The sequence below is a fragment of the Endozoicomonas arenosclerae genome, from assembly GCF_001562015.1.
GTDB classification, from domain to species: Bacteria; Pseudomonadota; Gammaproteobacteria; order Pseudomonadales; family Endozoicomonadaceae; genus Endozoicomonas_A; species Endozoicomonas_A arenosclerae.
The window spans coordinates 26,078-42,771 of the sequence record NZ_LASA01000054.1 but is presented as its reverse complement, the minus strand read 5'-3'; the positions used below and the strand labels follow the sequence as shown (position 1 = coordinate 42,771).

Annotated in this window: 16 protein-coding genes and 2 tRNA genes; 8 read left to right on the top strand and 10 right to left on the bottom strand. The window is 48.5% G+C overall.

The window, feature by feature from the left end; translation table 11 throughout:
- Positions 1 to 4 precede the first annotated feature (4 nt).
- From WG89_RS05275 to WG89_RS05255, 5 genes are all read right to left on the bottom strand, one after another.
- Positions 5 to 322 carry a hypothetical protein gene (locus WG89_RS05275; protein WP_216638443.1) on the bottom strand — a complete coding sequence of 106 codons (318 nt, stop codon included), beginning with the start codon at positions 320 to 322 and terminating at the stop codon, positions 5 to 7.
- Between the two features lie 364 nt (positions 323 to 686).
- Positions 687 to 763 (bottom strand) — tRNA-Arg (locus WG89_RS05270).
- A 19-nt stretch (positions 764 to 782) separates the two neighbouring features.
- Positions 783 to 870 (bottom strand) — tRNA-Ser (locus tag WG89_RS05265).
- A gap of 103 nt (positions 871 to 973) precedes the next feature.
- Positions 974 to 1,810 (bottom strand): SDR family oxidoreductase, encoded by an 837-nt coding sequence (locus WG89_RS05260; protein ID WP_062262364.1) that lies wholly within the window; start codon positions 1,808 to 1,810, stop codon positions 974 to 976.
- A gap of 64 nt (positions 1,811 to 1,874) precedes the next feature.
- On the bottom strand, positions 1,875 to 2,384 hold the full coding sequence (locus WG89_RS05255) for a lactoylglutathione lyase family protein (protein WP_062262360.1): 510 nt from the start codon (positions 2,382 to 2,384) through the stop codon (positions 1,875 to 1,877).
- Positions 2,385 to 2,483: 99 nt separating this feature from the next.
- On the opposite strand from WG89_RS05255, the gene WG89_RS05250 reads away from it, so the two are divergent.
- Together WG89_RS05250 and WG89_RS05245 are read left to right on the top strand one after the other, a co-directional pair.
- Entirely contained in the window at positions 2,484 to 3,383 is a 900-nt protein-coding gene (locus tag WG89_RS05250; RefSeq protein WP_062262356.1) for a LysR family transcriptional regulator, read from the top strand.
- Positions 3,384 to 3,408: 25 nt separating this feature from the next.
- Positions 3,409 to 4,701: a phosphatidylinositol-specific phospholipase C domain-containing protein gene (locus tag WG89_RS05245; protein WP_062262352.1), complete on the top strand. Its 1,293-nt coding sequence runs from the start codon at positions 3,409 to 3,411 to the stop codon at positions 4,699 to 4,701.
- Here WG89_RS05245 and WG89_RS05240 read toward each other — a convergent pair whose 3' ends face one another.
- Entirely contained in the window at positions 4,702 to 6,192 is a 1,491-nt protein-coding gene (locus WG89_RS05240; protein WP_062262349.1) for a DNA recombination protein RmuC, read from the bottom strand.
- 241 nt (positions 6,193 to 6,433) lie between these two features.
- Between WG89_RS05240 and WG89_RS05230 the strand changes: the two genes are divergently transcribed.
- From WG89_RS05230 to WG89_RS05220, 3 genes are read left to right on the top strand one after another with little or no spacing between them, the layout of a single operon-like run.
- Complete coding sequence (locus tag WG89_RS05230; protein ID WP_062262343.1) at positions 6,434 to 6,907, top strand: hypothetical protein; 474 nt, start codon at positions 6,434 to 6,436, stop codon at positions 6,905 to 6,907.
- Between the two features lie 8 nt (positions 6,908 to 6,915).
- Entirely contained in the window at positions 6,916 to 7,398 is a 483-nt protein-coding gene (locus WG89_RS05225; protein WP_062262340.1) for a DUF2062 domain-containing protein, read from the top strand.
- Positions 7,391 to 7,948 (top strand): DUF1415 domain-containing protein, encoded by a 558-nt coding sequence (locus tag WG89_RS05220; RefSeq protein ID WP_062262337.1) that lies wholly within the window; start codon positions 7,391 to 7,393, stop codon positions 7,946 to 7,948. The genes WG89_RS05225 and WG89_RS05220 overlap by 8 nt, the downstream gene beginning before the upstream one ends.
- A gap of 49 nt (positions 7,949 to 7,997) precedes the next feature.
- Here WG89_RS05220 and WG89_RS05215 read toward each other — a convergent pair whose 3' ends face one another.
- Positions 7,998 to 8,369, bottom strand: a complete 372-nt coding sequence (locus WG89_RS05215) for a hypothetical protein (RefSeq protein ID WP_062262335.1) — start codon at positions 8,367 to 8,369, stop codon at positions 7,998 to 8,000.
- A 178-nt stretch (positions 8,370 to 8,547) separates the two neighbouring features.
- Between WG89_RS05215 and WG89_RS05210 the strand changes: the two genes are divergently transcribed.
- The gene (locus tag WG89_RS05210; protein ID WP_153301438.1) at positions 8,548 to 9,381 is read left to right on the top strand and encodes a hypothetical protein; all 834 of its coding nucleotides are present in this window, start codon (positions 8,548 to 8,550) and stop codon (positions 9,379 to 9,381) included.
- Here WG89_RS05210 and WG89_RS05205 read toward each other — a convergent pair.
- The 3 genes from WG89_RS05205 to WG89_RS05195 all read right to left on the bottom strand — a co-directional run bounded on the left by WG89_RS05205 (position 9,378) and on the right by WG89_RS05195 (position 15,243).
- Positions 9,378 to 10,631: an MFS transporter gene (locus WG89_RS05205; RefSeq protein WP_062262330.1), complete on the bottom strand. Its 1,254-nt coding sequence runs from the start codon at positions 10,629 to 10,631 to the stop codon at positions 9,378 to 9,380. The two genes, WG89_RS05210 and WG89_RS05205, sit on opposite strands and share 4 nt — an antisense overlap.
- 133 nt (positions 10,632 to 10,764) lie before the next feature.
- Positions 10,765 to 12,036: a lytic polysaccharide monooxygenase gene (locus WG89_RS05200; RefSeq protein WP_079253672.1), complete on the bottom strand. Its 1,272-nt coding sequence runs from the start codon at positions 12,034 to 12,036 to the stop codon at positions 10,765 to 10,767.
- Between the two features lie 147 nt (positions 12,037 to 12,183).
- Positions 12,184 to 15,243, bottom strand: coding sequence for a cytochrome c peroxidase (locus tag WG89_RS05195; RefSeq protein WP_062262324.1), 3,060 nt, complete (start codon positions 15,241 to 15,243; stop codon positions 12,184 to 12,186).
- A 224-nt stretch (positions 15,244 to 15,467) separates the two neighbouring features.
- Between WG89_RS05195 and WG89_RS05190 the strand changes: the two genes are divergently transcribed.
- Entirely contained in the window at positions 15,468 to 15,836 is a 369-nt protein-coding gene (locus WG89_RS05190) for an acyl-CoA thioesterase (protein ID WP_062262322.1), read from the top strand.
- Positions 15,837 to 16,118: 282 nt separating this feature from the next.
- A complete protein-coding gene (gene ahpC / locus WG89_RS05185; RefSeq protein ID WP_062262319.1) occupies positions 16,119 to 16,682 on the top strand; it encodes an alkyl hydroperoxide reductase subunit C in 564 nt (187 codons plus the stop codon).
- Positions 16,683 to 16,694: the final 12 nt, after the last annotated feature.

The following is a 16,694-nucleotide window of genomic DNA, read 5'->3' as shown; positions in this document are numbered from 1 at the left end:
GTATTTATTCTGCTCGCCCTTCAGCAATAGCTGTTTGAGTCTCATCGAAACTGACTCGAACATCATCAACCCACTCTCTCACTTCAGTTGGGCAATCCGTCTGGCTAGCAATATTCTGCACCAACAGCAGAGCTGCCTTCATCTTGTTGAGGTTCCTAACTGACTCCCAGCTCATGGCCTCGTCAACATGAAACAGAAGCTTGTCTGAGTCTGGAAATCCAAAGTGTTCAACAATGCTTTCTCTTAATACCGTCCAGGCTCCCTGTAAATCAGAAAGCGCCGTCTTTATGTATCCAGTGGGTTCTGTATCAAAGCCCATCATGACTCCAAGTGATCTTTTGAAAGCTTAATCATAGACAAGAAACTGTTTAAAAAAATTCGCCGACCGTTCCCCCTACATATCGCTACTAAAGTGCGAACCAAACACCCGTCCAAGCCCCTCGAAAGCGCCTGCAACCAACTGATTTTAAAGAGGAAATAAAATAGCGTACTTCAAAATGGCCGAAGTACGTTATTAAGAGAAGAGAGTGAGAAAATAGCCCGAAAATGGCTAAAAATGGGCTTTTTAACGGTTTTTGCCAGTACGCAGTTACAAGACAGTGGATGCTTATAAAACCGGCAGAGGTCAGGAAAAACACCAACCCCAGAACGACAAAAAGCCCTATAAATATAGGGCTTTTTGAAGATGGCGCGCTCGGGAGGATTCGAACCTCCGACCGCCTGGTTCGTAGCCAGGTACTCTATCCAGCTGAGCTACGAGCGCGTTGTACTAACTTGTTGACTGGCGGTGAGGGAGGGATTCGAACCCTCGATACGTTTCCGTATACACACTTTCCAGGCGTGCTCCTTCGGCCACTCGGACACCTCACCGTTGCTGTCGTCCGCGTCTGTTGCTGCGAACGGAGCCGTACTTTATAGCAGGATTGTCTGAAAGGCAAAGCCAAAATGCACTTTTTTTCTGAATTAAGGGCAATTACCTAACCGGCAGACGGTTAAGCCTGAATCGACGTCTCAGGATCGCCTCAAACCAGCTACCAGGCAGTAGCCTTTTCAGGCCCGGAAGTGCTCTGCTGCCATTGCCCACTCTAAGAATTCCCTTCTGGCTCGATGACTCCAGCCAGTCAGCAATCTCTGTTGCCACCTTCTCTGCAGGGGTGGGTCTGTCCTGTGAAGCATTGGCTCGCTCCCGGACACCTTCCTCTATAGGGAAATAAATGGAATCTTCAGAAAACACCCTCTCGAGTGCGGCATTGGCATTCTCGGCAAAGCGCGACTTTATAGCACCGGGTAAAACGGTCAGAACTCGGATACCGAAAGGTTTCAGTTCCATGCGCATAGCGTCGGAAAAAGCATTAAAAGCGGCTTTCGAGGCACAGTACGACCCGGAGAAAGGCGTAGTGACCTCTCCAGAGATACTGCCAATATTGATGATGGATCCCTGACCCTGCTCACGCATAGCCGGAATAAGCTTGTTGGCCAGAAGCACCGGCGCAAAGACATTGGTTTTAAACTGCCTGAGTAACTCTTCTCTTGGCAGTTCGACAACAGCCCCCATACTGCCATAGCCGGCGTTATTGATCAGAACATCAATAACGCCATGCTCCTCGGACACAGACTTCAACGCTCTATCTACCTGAACTTCATCAGTAACATCGAGCGCGAGTGTTGAAATGCCCAGCTCTTTCAGCGAGAAAAGATCATCTTCTTTTCTCGCTGAAGCCAGAACATTGAAACCCTGTCGCTTATTAAGCTCGAGTGCCAAAGCCCTGCCAATCCCTGAGGAGCAGCCTGTTATCAGTATATTTTTCATGGGGTTCAGAGAATTGATTCAAAACTTTATTGTGTCATTCTCATCATACACCTGAAAGAGCGACTCAGCTCTTGGCGTAAGCACCAGACGAATAAATCAGCTCATAACTGTGGCTGTAGATTTCCAGGATGTTACCAAACGGGTCTTCCATATAAACCATTCTGTACGGCTTTTCGTCCGGGTAGTAGTAACGAACGGGCATTCTTTGCTTGCCGCCTGCAGCTACAATTTTCTCTGCCAAGCCTTCTACATCAGGATCCTGAACACAGAAATGGAAGACACCGGGTTTCCAGTATTCAAAGTTGTTGTCACGCGCTTCGTGGTTCTTGAACTCAAACAGCTCTACACCGATTCTGTCGCCTGTAGACATATGTGCGATGCGAAATGATCCCCACTCCGGACCAAAAACATCAGTGCACATCACGCCAATGGCGCTTTCATCTTCTACAATCTCAGTGGGCTCCATGATCAGGTACCAGCCCAACACTTCGGTGTAGAACTTAACGGCTTTTTCCAGATCCGGTACAGAAATGCCTATGTGGGAAAAAGTGCGGGGGTAAACTGCGTTTGCCATAAAGCGAACTCCATCTGTATTTAATCGATGGGTGCAGTTTAAAAACCCCAACCAAGAACATAAAATTATCATTTATAATATTTTTGATAACATTTTATTATGGTAAATCCCACCTGGCTGAGAACGTTCACCACTTTGGTCGAGCAAGGTCACTTCACTCGCACGGCAGACCTACTGGCCATGACACAACCAGGCGTCAGTCAGCACATTAAAAAACTGGAAAGCCACTACCACACGGACCTCATCAACCGCCATGGCAAACACTTTGAGCTGACGCCTGCCGGAGAAATGGTCTATCGCTTCGCCCGTAAAATGCTCGAAGGCGAAGAAAACCTGAAGGAAACGTTGAATCGGGACGACCCTCATTCGGGAATTTGTCGATTATCCTCCCCCGGAGCTTTGGGTCTCAACCTTTACCCCAAACTGATAGAAATACAGAAGCGACACCCAGGCCTGAAAGTATTTTTTGAGATTGCCCCCAATCGCCGGATTGAGTCTGAACTGCTGAACAACCGCCTTGATTGTGGTTATATGACCCGCGAGCCGGAATCCAGCAGCCTGGAAGCAGAATCGGTATTGACTGAGGAAGTTTGCCTGGTGGTCCCAGCCGGATTCCATTTGGATACTTATGAAGATCTCCAGACGCTGGGCATGATTCACCACCCGGATGCGGAGCACCACGCCAACTTGCTGCTTCAGGAAAACTACCCGGAGACATTCAAGAGCATCTCTGACTTTCCTGCCCAGGGCTATATCAATCAGATCAACCTGATTCTCGAGCCCGTGGCTGCGGGGCTGGGGTTCACGGTATTACCAGAGTCAGCCATCAGAGCCTTCTCCTTCCCGGAAAGAATCAGGGTGGTGAATCTCCCAAACCGTGCAGAAGAAACCCTTTACCGGGTTTTCAAGAAACACAGACAGCTCCCCTCCCGTTTTCTGTTCATTCAGGACGCCCTATTTGCCCATCAAGAGTCGATACTGAAAACCGATAAAAACTAGAAGCTTCTAATTTTTATCAGAATCTATGAAACCCAGCGACTCTTCCGGTAAGAACCACCCTTACCCTGGTCAGACTAACCCGCAGGATAGCTCCACGCCTGCTATGAAAGATCAGCGTATGCATATCCCCCGTGACAGCATGTTTCATAAGGTTCGTACGAAAGAGGTTGATGAACGACTTCTTCCCCTGCCTCCTAAAATTGCCCGGGAGCAACGTTCGATTGCCAGCATGGTTATCAAGATAATTTCATCTCTGATCTCTTTTTTGACCGCTACAACGAGAAATTACGAACCCACTCCGGTCAGTATGCAGAACTGGATGGGCAGGCTATTTACCGGCCCAAACAGGAATGTTCGTTTGATGCACTGCACTATGATTGGCAGCCATGATGCCGCCAGTCATTGCCTGACAGGATTTGGACAACGCTGGGCCACCACCCAGACCAACAATCTCACCGACCAGCTCAATGCGGGTGTTCGCTACCTGGATATAAGAATCACCAAGAATCGTCGGGGCGAGTTTATCGTTCACCACGGTCCTGTCCACGGCGGGCTGGCCAGAAAAGAAGTCATCGAACCTCTGACAGACTATTTGAAAAAGAACCCCTCTGAACTGGTGATGGTTAAACTCCAGTTTGACGGAATGGACAAAGCCAGTGTCCAAACCTTTATGGAAACCGAGTTTAAAGAGGTCAGCGAAGCTCATGCCCTGCACAATAAGGATAAAGCCAAACGCCTGCGTCCTCCTGGTCTGATCACCTATGGCGACGCCATTGATTCTGGCAAAAACCTGCTGGTCATGGTGAACGATGAAAAACTGAAGAAAACAGACCACTTCACCCAGGAAGAACTGGGAGATTATTGCTGGCGACACAATGACCACAGTATTGATCTCTGGCCCAACACCCCCGATCCCGCCCGGGTAAAAACCTTCAACGAAAACTATGTGATCCCAAAGGTGGATTATTCAAGAAACAAGCATGACGGTAAGATTGCCATGCTTCAGCTGCAAACCAACGTAAATCCTTTTCAACTGTTCCGTGGTGGGCTGAGCTCTGTCTGGCGCCTGGCCAGCTTCTCCAACCATGAAATTCCTGAAATGATTACTCACTGGAACAGACTCAGAGGCTTCAAGCCCAACGTCATCCTTCAGGATTTCATTGGGCACTTTAACTATTCGGATATCACCGCACTGACCATAGCCCTTAACTCCGAAAACATGACTAACTTTGATGTCCGATATCAGTTTCCGGATCAGGCCGAAAAAATTCTGACCTATCGTGAAGCTCTTTATGCCCCTGTTACCGAAGCCGTCTGATCAGTTTTCATCATCCTGAATGGATTGCTGATCAGATTCGATGGCTATATCGCTCCCCAGGTCTGCCGTTTCCAGCGTCTGTCTGGGCAGCTCTTTTTTAACCCGAACGCCCAGAGTCAAGAACTGATCCGCCTGGGAAATCAGATTACCCCGGCCATGCTTAAGCGTGCCCATAGCATCGTCGTATGTAGTTCTGGCACTGGTCAGCTGCTGGTCCAGCTTTTCCATCTTCTCGACAAAAATACGAAGTTTGTCGTACACCTGACGGGCTTTGTCTGCCAACTTGCGGGCATTGGCATTCTGTCTTTCTATAGTCCAGAGATTAGACACGGTTCTGAGCGTGGCCAGAAGTGTGGTAGGTGTTACCACTACAATGCGTTTTTCAAAAGCTTCATTGAATAGCTGCTGATCATGCTGAAAGGCCACCATAAATGCCGGTTCAACTGGCATAAACATAAAGACGAAATCAGGCGCTTTGACCTCTGGCAGTGAAGGATAATCCTTTTCGTTCAGGCTGCGGATATGGTTCCGGATACTCTGGATGTGACGTTTCAGCGCAACCTCTCTTTCCTCATCGGTTTCAGCATTCACATAGTTGAGGTAATCCACCAGCGAGACTTTGGAGTCAATGATCAAGTGCTTTTCTTCTGGCAGATAGACGATAAAGTCCGGTCGTTTATTCTGACCTTCTTCATCTTTAAAGTTCGCTTCTCTTTCGTACTCCTGCCCCTTGATCAGGCCACTGCTTTCCAGAATCTTCTCAACCTGCAGCTCTCCCCAGTTACCCTGCAGTTTTTTATCACCCTTCAAGGCTCGAGCAAGATTACCCGCTTCATCGGTAATCTTTTGATTGAGGTTATAAAGTGTTTCCAGTTGCTGTTTGAGTGCAGCCCGACCTTCATTATCCGCTTTTCTGGCTTCTTCAACCTTTGTGCGAAACTCTCCCAGCTGTTCCTTGAAAGGCTTAAGCAGATTTTCCAGACCGGCCTGATGCTGTTCCGAAACCGACTTGCTCTTGGCTTCCAGAATCTCATTGGCCAGATTTCCGAACTCTTCCTTGAGAGCCTGCTTGTTTTCTTCCAGCTGCCGCAGAGACTTCTCATTTTGTCGCTGCTGCTCTTCCAGCCTGACGTTGAGCTCCCGAACCTGCTTCTCGGCACTGAACCGGGCTTCCTGCTCATCCTGTTGTTTCAGCAAGCCAGACTGCAATAACTCTTCCCGCTCCTGAACCCGGCGTTTCTCATTATTTAACAGGGTTTCCAGTTTTCCCTTGATAATGTGCAGGTCGCGATTATCCTGTTGCAGATTGTCCCGCTCACTGGAAATCTGGCTTTGCTCTGCGGTAAGTTCTGAAATTCTGAGTCCCTGCTGTTGAATCTGTGCTTCCAGCTTTGCCAGCTGGGCTGCTGCTCTCTGCCTGGCTACCAGCCAGGACAGTCCGGAACAGATTAAGATCAACACAATGGCTACAGCCATTACACTTGAAGACATGTACACACTCTCATTGGTACAGGATACGATCGGAAGCCAGTCACCGTCTGGCTGTAGTTATTATCTACCGTGAAATTTTTTTCATCCCTCAGGGTGACGAAAAAATGTTTCTTTCGCTCATGGCTGATTTATGCACATTACGGCATTTTTGCAGAAATCAACAGAGCAATACGAGCTGGCTTCTATACCTGGAACGAAAGGAAGAAAGCCTGCCAGAGCAAGCACAGCAAATGGCTGATTTATGAACAAAACCCAGATACAGGAAGCCCTCATCCATGCCCTCGAGCAACAGTGGCATTCGGCGTTAAATGCCGCAGAACAGGCACAGAAAACGGCCAGCGACAGTGAAAACCAGCCAGAACATCAGTATGACACGCTGGCACTGGAAGCAGCCTATCTTGCTCATGGTCAGTCTGAGAGGGTTCTGGAGCTGGAAGAAAACCTGGCTATAGCCCGAAAGCTGATTCTAAAGGAATACTCTGTCGATGATCCTATTGGCATGAGTGCACTCGCAGTCCTTCAGGATGCCCAGAAGCATGAGCAGTACTTCTTCATCAGTCCGGTAGGAGGAGGCATGCAGCTGTCCATCGCTGGCCGGGTCATCACCATTATTAACCCCGATGCACCGGTCGCCCGAAAACTGACCGGCAGTTATCTCGGGGATGAAATCGAACTTCCAGCGGGACACTGGCAGGAAATCATAGCTTTATATTGAGTACGACAATGACGTCACTAAAGACACTGATCCATGAGAAAATGCTTCAGCCCGTTCTGGGCTTGTTGAAACAGGGACTCACACCAGAAGCCCTGGCCAATAGCCTTGCCTGTGGAGCAGTCATTGCTGTCTTCCCGGTGTTTGGCATTACCACCGGTATCTGTGTTCTGGTTGCAGCTGCTCTCAGACTTAATCAGGTCGCTATCCAGATTGCCAACTACTGCGCCTATCCTTTGCAGTTTTTGTTATTCATCCCTTTTTTAAAAATGGGTGAATGGATGTTTGGGCTGCCGTCACTGTCCGTAAACCCAATGGACATTTTTGCCCTGGCCCGCGATCACTTTTCCTTGTTTCTGGAGCAATATGGTCTGGCTATTCTTGCAGCCTGTGCGGCCTGGTTAGTTCTGGCTATTCCTGCGGCTTTCGTGCTCCGGAAACTGCTTTCTGTCATACTTCGCAATACATTAACCCGGACATCCTCCCATGAGTAAAGAGATTGAAGCAGTACGCCAATGGCTCAACGAAGTCGTGATTGGTCTGAATCTCTGCCCCTTTGCCGCCTGGCCGGAAAAACACAACCAGATTCGTATAACACTGACCAGAGATACCACCGAGGAAGCTCTGCTGGAAACGCTCCAGTCCGAACTGACCCTGGCTTCGGAAACGCCTGTCAGTGAGCTGGAAACCACATTGATTGTCATTCCTGATATGTTGCAGGACTTTGATGACTACAACGAGTTTCTCCATCATGTGGACGCCCTGCTGAGGGGGTTCCATTGGGAAGGTCAGTTCCAGGTGGCCAGTTTTCACCCGGACTATCGGTTTGCTGGCACCCACCCGGAAGACGATGAGAATCTGACGAATCGATCCCCTTTTCCCCTGTTGCATATCATCCGGGAAGAGAGTCTGGAAAAAGCCATTGCCAACTATCCAGATCCTGACGGTATTCCTGACAGAAATATTGCTCGAATGAATGAGCTAACGGCAGAAGAAAAAGTGAACTTATTTCCCTATCTGTTTGGAAAGGCTGAAAAAGACTGATTCGGAGCCGGCCTACCTGCCCAGCTCTGCGGCTATGAAAAAAGAAGGGTTAATACTGTTCGGTAATCTCAAACTGGTCTTTGGCCAGCTTCCAGATTCCGGCGCTGGTTTTAACCCACTCTTCCAGTGTGATCACGCCTTTCCCCATATTCATGGACCAGTCTGCTCCCAAATGAACAGAAGCTTCGTCAATTTGCTTGAGCCAGATTTTGTGATACTCAAGGTCTGTGGCCCCCGACTGAACGAAGGGGCGCCAGAAGTGATCAATACTTTCATGAGTGTCAAAAGTGCCTAATGGCTTGGCGACCAGTTCGGCTTCTGGCAGGTAGGCTGAAACACAGTAATCCACATCACCATTATTGAAGTGCTTGACCCACTGTTTACTGGCCACCAGCACTTCTGTCAAAACATTATGATTCATAGTCATCACCTTGCAGCAAATAGCAGAGGTGACTGAAGTCTAGCCGCAATCCACTCCCATAAACGCAATGAATTTAAGTCGTTTGTAAGAAACCAGCGAATTACATAGGATGAGCCCTGAGAATTCATTGCGTTCAGATTAACCTGACCGTATCAAAACAAGAATAAATGAGCTCATCATGAAAGTTGTACGACAAGCCTTACTAATAAGCACATTGCTTCCCTTTCTGATTACCCAATCCTATGCAGAGAGTTCTGGCCCGCTGTTTGGCAAAGAGTGGATACCGGAAGGCACTGACTTCCCTAAAACCTGGGGCATTTCACTGACCACTCTTTCAATGAAGCAGAACAGCAAGCTGGACAGCGTTGTGTTTCAGGGAGACATTGGTCGATACATCACAGACCTGCAATTCAACAAGGTAGAAGACGAGAGCCGAACAACTAACCTGCGAGTAGACGCATGGGTTTTGCCATTCCTGAATCTGTACCTCATGTACGGATATATGGAGGGCGAAACACAGGTTAATACCACAACTACGTTTGATATCACTCCCAACCTGCCAGGGGGCATACAAACTGATAACACCACAACCTTGCAGAAATATCATGGCGACAGCTGGGGATTGGGAGCCACTCTGGTTTACGGCAGCGGGCCATGGTCTGCCAGTCTGGACATCAACGCAACCCGGACAGAATTGAATGTTGTCCGATCCAAAGTCAATGCCATTATGGCCACTCCCAGGTTGGGCTATACCACCCGAATTGCAGATATTCCGGTAACCTGGACAGCAGGGGTCAGCTACCTGTGGCTGGATCAACGCATTACTGTTGAACAGTCCTTACCAGGGTTGGACACCCCTATGGTGATGGAAATGGATGTTAAAGCAGACAACCCATGGAGCCCGATGCTGGGTGCCAGCCTTCAGTTCACAGACAACTGGCACGCCGTTTTTGAAGCAGGATTTGATGGCCGTCAAACCCTGATGGGAACACTCACCTATCGTTTCGATTAGATATAAGTCAGATCTTTCCGATATCTGTCTTCCCACCCCAGGGAGGACAGATAGAGCAGGAGAGCCATCCCAACAGGCAAAAATGCCGGTGCTAATAACCAGCCTCTGGCACACATCCATTCCAGAATAATCGGTGTAATCCCGCCAAAGAAAGCAAAAGCCAGGTTATGGCAAAAGGCCACACCACTGTACCGGGCCCTGGTGGGAAACAGCTCTGCCATAGAAGATTCATAAACCCCCATCACCATTCCACACCCCAAAAGGAGTGGCATCAAGGCCAGAATGGGAGAAAACGCCTGACACGTCATCAGGCAAAAGCCTGTTGGCAGCAACATGAATATAAAGCTGCCAACACGGATCATGGATAATCGCCCTATCTTGTCTGAGAGTATGGCCATGATCAGAGTGATACCCGTCAGAAGCAGAAAAGCAGAGGTACTCATTGAAAAGGCGACTTCTGACGGTATCTTCAGAAATTCTTGCTGATACCGGGGCATGTAGAACAGAACGGATAAACTGATGGCAGGCAGGGCCGCCACCAAGGTTCCCCGCACCAGAGACAGAGAGTGATCCTGAACCAGCTTTTTAAGTGGCCAGACTCTGTCTTGCGAGGGCTCCAGAGAGCGGAAGACCGGTGTTTCTTCCAGACTCATGCGCAGCCATAAACTCAGCAGTCCCAGTCCTGATCCCAGAATAAAGGCCAGTCTCCACCCCCAGGCGATTACCGTTTCATCGCTGAAACAAAAGTACAGTAGCCCTACCACACCACTGGCCAGAACATTCCCGAAAGTCACACCACTGATGACCAGACCCGTAACCAAGCCTCTTTTGTTTGTTTCTGTGTGCTCGGCAGCAAAAACAACCGCACCGGGAATCTCCCCCCCAAGAGAGAAACCCTGCAAGATCCTCAACACCAGCAGACCCAAAGGTGCCAGCTCACCCCACTGAGCGTAACCGGGCAATAACCCTATCCCCAGGGTGGCCAGTGACATAGTAACTATGGAGTAGATATAGGAAGCTTTGCGCCCATGCCTGTCTCCGGTATGGCTGTAAACCAGTCCTCCAACAAACCGTGCCAGATAGCCGGCAAAGAACAGCAACAGCACAGGCATGACCGTGCTTAAACCCTCCGTGCCCGGGAAAAAAACCTTGGCAATCACGGGGGCCAGAAAGATCAGCAATGTGAAATCATAAAATTCCAGCGTGGCACTGAGAGTAGTGACACAGCGCAGGCGGAGAGCTTTGTTCATGACCTGATATTGATATTATTGAGTCAAAGCCACTTAGTGTAGTGCAGATATTCAGGAAGGCTCTTTAATATGAGATTGCATTCACAAAATACAAACAGACCAGCCTGGGAGGCTGGTCTGTTTAAGAAGGGACTTACTTCTTGATCCAGGCGTCCTGCCATGCCAGACCGGTACCCGGGGCATAGTAGAGGGTGGACTGATTACACCATCCTGAGTATGGGAATGGCTTGCACTGATAAACCTTACCGTCCGTTCCAAGCACTACGGTTCCTGGCTGATAGCTACCCTTGCCTTCCGGATAGGCGTATTCATAGTCTGGGGTAGGCTCCGGTGTCGGTTCGGGTGTTGGCTCAGGCGTAGGAGGAGGCGTCACATCCGAAGACTTGATGACAGAAGTCGAAGAACTGTGATTGGCATCCGGTGCCCAAACCCTGTTACTGAACAGATTGTCCTCGTCGTACATGAGATGATTCATGGCGTCGTGCCAGATACCAATAAAGGCCTTGCCCTGATTACGATCATTTACCTTCAACGCCAGCTCTTTTGTCCAGAGACTGAAGTCAGCGTTGCTGCTGGTAATGTTAATCTGCTCATCAACCACTTCCGCACCAGAACTGTTAAACAGACGGAAACGAACCTTGTCGCCCGCTTCGGCAATGTTATGACCCGTATTGACATAAGTGCCGACATTGACGAGTGAAGGAGCTGGGTCAGGATCTGGTGTAGGCGTTGGAGTGGGAGGAGGTGTTGTGCCACCACTGGTAAAGGCAACATCAGAACAGTTATAGAAGCCTTCACCCGCAGCATCTACACGCTGCCAGCGCACATAGAGGATACCTGTACCGCTTCTGCCTTCCGGAATCGTGGCATCCATTTCGTAATAGCCATTCACTACGGGCAGATTACCATGGCTGTTGATCAACTCCAGATCGGACCAGTGCAAACGTTGAACAGAAGAATCAAAACCCGGTTTGGTCAAATAAATACGCCAGTAACTCGGATTGTGTGGAGCTGTAGCTCTGAACTTGAGGGTATGAGTACCTGCGGACAGTGTCGTTTTCTGCCAGGCAGCGGAAGGTATATCCATTCCCGCCTTGGCGGTAGAACCTGCACTACAGAGATTGCCATCGGTCACCAGAGCCCTGACAGCAGACTCATTATTATAATCAGTGACATTAGCGGCAAACTCATTCTTTTGTACAAAAGGATAAGTGCCCGACTCCAGGAAAGCTGCACGACAGGCAGCATTAGGAATCGTTGAGCCATCCTGGGAGCTCCAGTACCCACCATCATCCGCACAGAATATCTGTCTTGCTTTCGGGAACTCAGTCCAGCCGTGCCCCATGGCCATACCGGAAAACATCACTGCAGCCAGTGATGCCATTCCTTTTAAAGTAGGTCTCATAATGTTTGCTCCATCCTGAGAGATGAGAATTTTAATCCGGGCGCCTTGTTTATTATGATGACCTGAAAACGATTACACTTTCTTGTCATTCTTCACAGATCATCAAAAACGAAACAGACTTGTTTCACACTTTTTAACTTTATTTTTTTATTGGGAAGGGCTCTTTATTTTTAGTTTTGGATGATAAACAAGATGCCGTTGATTTATGGCGGGTTGATTTATGACGGTGGTCACATAATCTGGAGCGGGCCAGTCAATTTCCACCTTTTTAACCGCTTTGGACAAGCCAATACCAAAATGCTGCTGCCTTGGATTTGTAGAGACAAAGTTATTCTCAAAACGAACCTCCCGATATTGAACCCCTCCTTCAAAATAAAGCCTTATTTTTGCCCCTAAAGCTTCGGTATTGCCGGACAGTCCCACCAATCGAATAGAAAGCCAGTTATTCTTCTCAGGATTATTGTTTTTGAAAAAAACAGGCCGACCTTCCCAGTTACTGATGACAATATCGATATCACCATCCTGCTGATAATCAAAACAGCTGACGCCCCTGCCATCGATAGCCTGTTTCAACCCCGCTTCTTGCGCCTGCTCTTTGAATCTCATACCCCCCTGGTTAATAAACAGACGCGCTTTAGACTGCTGAAACTCTTCATGGTTATTCAGCACTTGAATGGCCAGTGTCTGATACTCCTTACTGGGAAAAGTAGCCGTTTCTGGGACATTGCCATAACCCGTGGCGTGAAAGATATCCATCAACCCATCATTATTAAAGTCGGCTGCACAGCTCCCCCAGCCCCAACCGCCATCGCGAAGGCCGGAGTTTTCCGTCACGTTTCTGAATTGATAATCCCCCTGATTTTCATACAACCGGTTGCCTGTATAGCTACTGCTTTGGCTGCGACTGAAAATACTGCTCTCAAACCAGTCCAGATCGCCATCATTATCAAAGTCGGCAATAGCAGCCCCCATTCCAAAGCTGCCGTGAATCTCCTGGATATCCGTCACATCCTTCAGCTCACTGCCCGAGTTTTTCCACAATTGGGTAGTAAAGAAGTCAGCCGTCATCAGTACATCGGAAATACCATCACCATCCACATCGGCAAAGTTGGGTGTAAAAGTAAAATCGTCACCCCCAAAAACCGGTGCTTCATGCTTCTGGTGTATCAACCCGTCATTAAGGGTAACCGGTCCATAACTGTTTCTGAGTTCTGGCAGTTCAAACGACGTCGGACTTATTTTTCGATAGCCTGTATTACTCCATACCTGAGGCTGCCGGATCGACTTGTAGGTTCGCCAGAATGCCATCACCGCATCAAGATCCCCATCCTGATCCAGATCACCAAAGCTGGCATTCAGAGAAGGTCCGGAAATGGCTGAAAAAATGAAAGGCGATGGCTTACCCGTAAAATCAAACAGTACCTGTGGATAAAATCGACCATCATTGCCCAGATAAAGGTCGGGCCGATAATCACCATCCAGATCCACCACCAGAGGGGTAATGGCTCCTTTCAAATTAATACCTTGAGGTGTCATGGACTCCTGTCTGAAACCACCCTCCAACTGCTGAAAATAGGTCCAGAGGGTTCCCTGATTGTCGGTAAAAACCAGATCATCCAGACAATCGTTATTCAGATCAGCAGCACTGACGCCTCCCCAGTTAATAACATCCATGATCCAGCCCGGCTTGATCAGCCCAACGTTACGTCTATGTGTAATGCCGACTTCAACTCCAGCTTCACTAAACCATGAGTCACTGTCTGAAGGTTTGGTAGCAGGTTCAACACACTGATCAAATCCAGGAAAACTGACAGCAACGGGCTTCTCTTCACTCTTTAATTCAACAGACTTCCCTAGCTGTTTAGCACTGGTTTTTTCAATCGGAGTGACTATTGGCTGAGAATCCATGAAGGGCTTTAAACAAGATTCATTGAGAATGCAGGCGTCGGTAAGCGTCTGAAGGAATCCCGCCAGCTGGTTCACTTTATTATCGGATAAAAATTCCGGCAGAAGTTTTAATGTCTTAGACTGCGCAGCCTTTTCCCGAATAGTAGTCAGTGAACGTTTTAGATAAACGGCTTCATCTTTTTTCGATTCAATTCCCACTGAACTACGCAAAGCTTTTTGTGTGTGCGCACGAATTGCATCCGACAAATGCCTGGCACTGCCATTATGAAAGTAAGGTGCGGTCTGAGCGATATTGAGCAGCCCTGGGGTTCTGAAGCTGAAGATATCCCTTCCGGGTTCTATATTGCTTCTACCGTAATCAAGCCCCCTGCCATTTACGCCCGGTCCGTGGGGAACAATGCCAAGATTGTAAAACTGTTCATTAGAAAAGTGCTGTCCGGCATGACAGACAGAGCAACCAGCCCCACCTTCCGACAATGGAGTGAAAAATAAGCGAGCTCCATCTTGTTCACTCTCTGAAAGGGTGTTCTGCCCCTTAAGAAAGCCAAAGAAACGATTTTCAATGAACAGAAGGTCTGCCTGATAGGCTGCCAGCGCCCGTGTGACAGCGTCAATTGAAACTATCTCGCTGCAATCAGGGCTGCTTTTGACAAATACTTTTCTGAATAAATCACACCACTGACGGCTATCTGCCAGCCGCTTTACGATCAACTGATGGATTTCAACATTATTATGGGCGGCATCTTTCAAGCCTTTCATCTCAAAGGGCGACACCATAGGCAACCGTGCCTGAGCCTGTAATAGGCTTCCGGTCTCGTATCGATCCGCAGAAAGCCCGGAATAACCACCGCCGACTTTGATTCGTTTCTCGGATGAGTGTTGAATGACATATTGAACCCGACCATCCCAGAAAAGATTCTTTTGATAGAGGGCAGTATTGAAGACAGTGGGAGAGTTTCTGGGAATTAAATGTCGGGTATGATCACCGGCAGAAGTCTGTACCAGCTTCTTCAACCGCTGCTCTCCAATCAGGAAAGGATCATCAACCGTTACTCCTACTGGAAGAGCTAGACCGTCAGCCCCACCGAGTGTCGGGTGATGACAGGTAGAGCAGGCGACCTTCCCATCCAGACTAAGATCCGGACTGAAAAACAGTTTCCTGCCCAGCTGACTCAGGTCCGAATCAATACCCGGACCTGCTATATCGGCTTCCAGCTTATGGGAGAAGTGATCTGAGTTCAGCCATTGACGAAGAGCATCTCCCCTCATCGGCTCAGAGAAAGCCTCAGAAGACGTCATCCACAATAGGCCCAGCAGTAAACAACGAACAGATGCCTTGCTCTGCATTTGGCTAAATCCGTTTTCGCCCTTTACTTCCTAAGTTATAACAGAGCTCTTCAGAATTTAAGTTTCTTACTGACGAACCTCAGAGGATCTGGCCTGCTTATTGCTCTAGAAACAAATAGGAGCGAACGATCGCTCACAAGTCAACTGACTTATACATAGCACCTAAGGAAAGCACCTTGAAATACTACAGCCGTAAAATGATCAAACACGAGGACCTTAACCACTCCAGTCATCTATTTGGAGGCACTGTCCTGGGATGGATTGATGAGGAGGCCTGGGCATTCGCCTGCTGCCAGATGAATACTACCCATGTCGTCACTAAATACATGTCTGAGATCGAGTTCATCTCTTCAGCCAGACTGGGAGAACTGATCGAAATCGGCATAGATCTGGTGCACGTTGGGACGACATCTGTCACTTTGGAGTGCAGGGTTAGAAATAAGCTCACAAAAAATATCATCGTCCATGTGGACAGAATTGTAATGGTTCATGTCAATGCAGAAGGTGAGAAGGTTCCTCATCAAATGGTCACTGGCGCTGCATAGTCCAAAATCCGATGCCGGATAAAGCCGGCATCAACCTCCCTCCAAAAGAGACTTCACCATTAATAGCTAATTTCTATTAGTGACATTTATACGATCAATTATACCAATCAGCCCAATCGGCATATTCTTTCCCTGTCGCCACCGAAAACGGACAGGCAACAGAACAGATTCAGTGGAAAGTATTTTGATCCACAGCTCAGAAGCAGCGATATCTGATCAAAATATTTTCGTTTATATCCAGCCATTTGCGATTCAATGGCTACAGCAAGAAGGAAAGAAATCATGTCCCTCGTTAACACTCAAATCAAGCCATTCAAAGCCACTGCTTTTCACAATGGTGAGTTCATTGATGTGACTGAAGAAAGCCTGAAAGGCAAGTGGTCTGTTGTCTTCTTCTACCCAGCAGACTTCACCTTTGTCTGCCCGACTGAACTGGGCGACCTGGCTGATCACTACGAAAAGCTGCAAGGCATGGGCGTTGAAGTGTACTCCGTGTCTACAGACACTCACTTCACTCACAAGGCGTGGCACGACAGCTCCGACACCATCAACAAGATCAAGTTCCCAATGATCGGCGATCCAACAGGTCAGATCACTCGCAACTTTGAAGTGATGATCGAAGAAGAAGGTCTGGCTCTGCGTGGCACCTTCGTAATGAACCCTGAAGGTGAGATCAAGGTCGTTGAAACCAACGATCTGGGCATTGGCCGTAACGCTGAAGATCTGGTTCGCAAGATTCAGGCAGCTCAGTTCATCGCTGCTAACCCAGGTCAGGTATGCCCGGCTGCATGGCAGCCAGGCGAAGAGACTCTGGAACCTTCCCTGGATCTGGTCGGAAAAATCTAAAAGACCTGCGCT

Bases quoted from the DNA above. Each gene is read 5' to 3' on its own strand.
- WG89_RS05275 (WP_216638443.1), bottom strand. From the start codon at position 322: ATGATGGGCTTTGATACAGAACCCACTGGATACATAAAGACGGCGCTT.
- WG89_RS05260 (WP_062262364.1), bottom strand. From the start codon at position 1,810: ATGAAAAATATACTGATAACAGGCTGCTCCTCAGGGATTGGCAGGGCT.
- WG89_RS05255 (WP_062262360.1), bottom strand. From the start codon at position 2,384: ATGGCAAACGCAGTTTACCCCCGCACTTTTTCCCACATAGGCATTTCT.
- WG89_RS05250 (WP_062262356.1), top strand. From the start codon at position 2,484: ATGGTAAATCCCACCTGGCTGAGAACGTTCACCACTTTGGTCGAGCAA.
- WG89_RS05245 (WP_062262352.1), top strand. From the start codon at position 3,409: ATGAAACCCAGCGACTCTTCCGGTAAGAACCACCCTTACCCTGGTCAG.
- WG89_RS05240 (WP_062262349.1), bottom strand. From the start codon at position 6,192: ATGTCTTCAAGTGTAATGGCTGTAGCCATTGTGTTGATCTTAATCTGT.
- WG89_RS05230 (WP_062262343.1), top strand. From the start codon at position 6,434: ATGAACAAAACCCAGATACAGGAAGCCCTCATCCATGCCCTCGAGCAA.
- WG89_RS05225 (WP_062262340.1), top strand. From the start codon at position 6,916: ATGACGTCACTAAAGACACTGATCCATGAGAAAATGCTTCAGCCCGTT.
- WG89_RS05220 (WP_062262337.1), top strand. From the start codon at position 7,391: ATGAGTAAAGAGATTGAAGCAGTACGCCAATGGCTCAACGAAGTCGTG.
- WG89_RS05215 (WP_062262335.1), bottom strand. From the start codon at position 8,369: ATGAATCATAATGTTTTGACAGAAGTGCTGGTGGCCAGTAAACAGTGG.
- WG89_RS05210 (WP_153301438.1), top strand. From the start codon at position 8,548: ATGAAAGTTGTACGACAAGCCTTACTAATAAGCACATTGCTTCCCTTT.
- WG89_RS05205 (WP_062262330.1), bottom strand. From the start codon at position 10,631: ATGAACAAAGCTCTCCGCCTGCGCTGTGTCACTACTCTCAGTGCCACG.
- WG89_RS05200 (WP_079253672.1), bottom strand. From the start codon at position 12,036: ATGAGACCTACTTTAAAAGGAATGGCATCACTGGCTGCAGTGATGTTT.
- WG89_RS05195 (WP_062262324.1), bottom strand. From the start codon at position 15,243: ATGACGTCTTCTGAGGCTTTCTCTGAGCCGATGAGGGGAGATGCTCTT.
- ahpC (WP_062262319.1), top strand. From the start codon at position 16,119: ATGTCCCTCGTTAACACTCAAATCAAGCCATTCAAAGCCACTGCTTTT.